The organism is Massilia sp. Root418 (assembly GCF_001425265.1).
Classification (GTDB): Bacteria; Pseudomonadota; Gammaproteobacteria; order Burkholderiales; family Burkholderiaceae_D; genus Rugamonas.
Map to the genome: position 1 here is coordinate 1 of NZ_LMEC01000013.1, position 3,412 is coordinate 3,412.

Genomic DNA, 3,412 nt, shown 5'->3' on the forward strand with positions numbered 1-3,412 from the left:
TTGCGCCGATGATAGTGCTGCAACCAGTGTGAAAGTAGGTTATCGTCAGGCTAGTTATAAGCAAAACCCCGCTCAGTGATCTGAGCGGGGTTTTTTGCGTTTGTTGAATCCATTTTGCGTCTCCTCTCGTATATGTGTTGCGTGCTGGCATCCTGCCGCACTAACTGGGAGATTCCGATGAAACGCATTCTGTTCCTGCTGTCCGTTTTCGCAACCGTCGCCCAAGCATCCGAGGGCACCCCGATCGCTGTGCCGGCGGGCCATACCGCAGTGATGACTGCGCTCGGCGCCGGCGACCTAGCCTACGAGTGCCGTGCCAAAGCCGGCATGCCCGATGCCTACGAGTGGGCGTTCGCCGGCCCCACCGCAACCCTCTACGACAAGAACAAGGCGGCCGTGGGCAAATACTACGGCGGCCCGACCTGGGAAGCCAGCGACGGCAGCAAAGTCACCGGCAAACAGCTGGCGGTGCATCCTTCGCCAACCCCGGCGTCGATTCCCCATCAGCTGGTGCAGGCCAGCCCCGCGACCGGCTCGGGCATGATGAGCGGCGTAACCTACATTCAGCGCATCAACACCCAAGGCGGTGTTGCGCCCGCTGAAAGCTGCAGCGCGGCCAATGCCGGCACCAAAAAAATGGTGAAGTACCAGGCCGACTACGTGTTCTACAAAGCGTCTTGATGACGGGCGCCTAGCGCCGTACTGATTGAGCTTGCGCAAACCGGAGTTGGGCTGAGCCAGCGATCATGTTTCGATCCACAGTCGAAAGGTCGCATATGAAACTGCTCAGCCCGCTTCTACTATGCGCTGCCTTGCTCGCCGCTTGCGGCGACAAGCAAGCACCCGCCGCAGCACCGCCGCCACCCCAGGGCGGGCCTCGCTTTAGTGCCGATCTGGCACGTACCAGTCACGGCGTCGCCCACGTCCGCGCTCAAAACTTTATCGGCCTCGGCTATGGCATGGCGTACGCGTATGCCGAGGACAATGTGTGCATGCTGGCCGACAGCATGCTGACTGTGCGCGGCGAGCGCTCGCGCTACTTTGGCGGCGCGGCCATGCCCACCAAGGGCGTGGACGGCGAGTACAGCGTGGCCATCGACTACCTCGACGAACATGGATTCGACCTGAAAAACGAGGACAGCGATTTCTTCTTCAAGGGCTACCTCGACCTGGAGCAGCTGCGCGCGGGCTACACTGCCGGCAGCCAGGACATCCGCGATCTGCTGGAAGGCTATGCCTCCGGCTACAACCGCTACCTGCGCGATCATGCCGGCGCGCTGCCCGCCGCCTGCAACGGCAAGGAGTGGGTGCGGCCGGTTTCCGTGGACGACCTGTATCTGCTGATCGCTGAAAAGGCGCTGCACGCATCAGGGCAGGTGTTTGCCAAAGAAGTGCTGGCCGCCGCGCGCGACCCAGGCGCCCCCTTGGCCCACCGCCGCGCTGGCAAGGCCGTGCCGAATCCCGCCGCGCTGGCGGGGCAGTTCAAAGCGCGCATGGCCAGCAACGGCCTGGCGATCGGCAAGGACGCCAGCGTGAATGGCCGCGGCATGCTGCTGGGGAATCCGCACTATCCATGGACCAGCACCGACCGCTTCTACCAGATACACCTCACCGTCCCCGGCAGATACGATGCGATGGGGGTTATGCTGGGTGGCCTGCCTATCGTGGTGATCGGCTTCAACAAGGATGTGGCGTGGACGCACACAGTAACCAAGGCTGCGCATTTCAGCACCTTCCGCCTGGCGCTCGACGCAGCCGATCCGTCCGGCACGACCTATATGGTTGACGGCGCCCCCGTGAAGATGAGTGCCAAGACGGTCGCCGTCGAGGTGCTGCAGCCGGACGGCAGCATCGCCACCAAACGTAAGGTGTTCTACTTCAGCAAGCACGGGGCCGTGATGGTCAAGCCGGAAGCCGGCGTTACCTGGAGCAGCAGCCAGGCCTACGTGCTCGCGGACGCCAACCGCAACAACACGCGCTTGCTGGAGCAGTGGCTGGCGATGGGGCGGGCCACCAGCGTGCGTGACATGAAGAGTGCGCTGGACCGGATTACCGGCCTGCCGTGGGTAAACACCATTGCCGCTGACCGTGACGGCAATGCGATGTACGCGGACGCCAGCGTGGTGCCGGCGCTGCCCACCGAGCGCTTTCTGTCCGACTGCCTGGTCTTCCCGGCCTTGCTGGGATTCGATGGCGCGCGCGCCAGCTGCGGCTGGGCGACGGAGGACGGCGCGCCGGAAGGCCTATTTAATCCCGCGTCGAGGCCGTCGCTGATCCGCACCGATTATGTGGCCAATTCGAATGACGGCTACTGGCTGACCAATTCGAGTGCGCTTCTTCTCGGCCCGCCGCCCTTTGGCTACTCACCCATGTACGGTGCGGTTGGCGTTGAGCAGGGGCTGCGCACCCGCATTGGATTCGGGAACATAGACAGCATGCTGGCGCGCAAGCGGCAGTTGTCCATGGACGACATGCGCGAACTGATGTTTGCCAACCATATCTATGCGGCCGAGCTGGTGCTGCCCGACTTGCTGCCGGCGTGCGCGGCCGGCGACGCCCTGGTGGCGGAAGCGTGCAGGGTGCTTGCCGCATGGGACCGCCGGGCCAATCTGGACAGCCGGGGCGTCATCCTGTTTCGCGAGTTCTGGAATGCGGCGGCGCCCGTGCCGAACCGCTGGCGAGTGCCCTTGAGCGAGGCGGACCCGGTCAGCACGCCCTCTGGCGTGGCGCCGGCGGCCATGCCGGCAATGCTGGCTGCACTGAAGGCTGCGGCGGAGAAAATGCGGAAGGCTGGGGCGCCCCTGGACGGTAAGCTGGGCGATTATCAGGCGGACATCCGCAATGGCATCCGGGTGCCGGTGCACGGCGGGGTTGGCGACATCGACGGTTCCTATAACTCGGTGCATATGGGAAGCGAGCTCGGTGCTGATGGCTATCGGAATATCGTATGGGGCACCAGCTATATCCAGCTGGTGGGCTTTGATGCAAGCGGGCCTCAGGTACACGGGCTGTTGGTATATGGCCAATCCACCGATCCCAAGTCGCCGTATTACGGGGACCAGGTTCCCTTGTACTCAGCCAAGCAGTTGCAGCCCTTGCCATTTACCCAGGACCAGATCCGGGCTGACCCCAATTACCGTACCCAGCGGCTAACTGAATAGTGCTTGCAGGCACGCGCCACCTTTGCTATAGTTCTGTCCCCGCGCTGCTGAACATACGCAGCGCGGGATAGAAGGAAAAAGCAGGGGGTTGACGGAAACAGCGACAAGCCCCATAATCTTCCTTCTCTGCTGCTGAACAAAACGCTTCAGCAAGTAACGCAGAATTCTTTAAAAATTAACAGTCGATAAGTGTGGGCGTTTGATGATGATGCCGGAGGCGCAAGCCTCTTAGCTCAAATTATTAAACGCTC

2 protein-coding genes are annotated in these 3,412 nt (G+C 62.4%); both read left to right on the forward strand.

Features of this window, described 5'->3' with window-relative positions:
* Positions 1-177: 177 nt before the first annotated feature.
* A complete protein-coding gene (locus ASC94_RS12530; RefSeq protein WP_056395075.1) occupies positions 178-681 on the forward strand; it encodes a DUF3455 domain-containing protein in 504 nt (167 codons plus the stop codon).
* 95 nt (positions 682-776) lie between these two features.
* A complete protein-coding gene (locus tag ASC94_RS12535; protein WP_082616461.1) occupies positions 777-3,161 on the forward strand; it encodes a penicillin acylase family protein in 2,385 nt (794 codons plus the stop codon).
* Positions 3,162-3,412 lie beyond the last annotated feature (251 nt).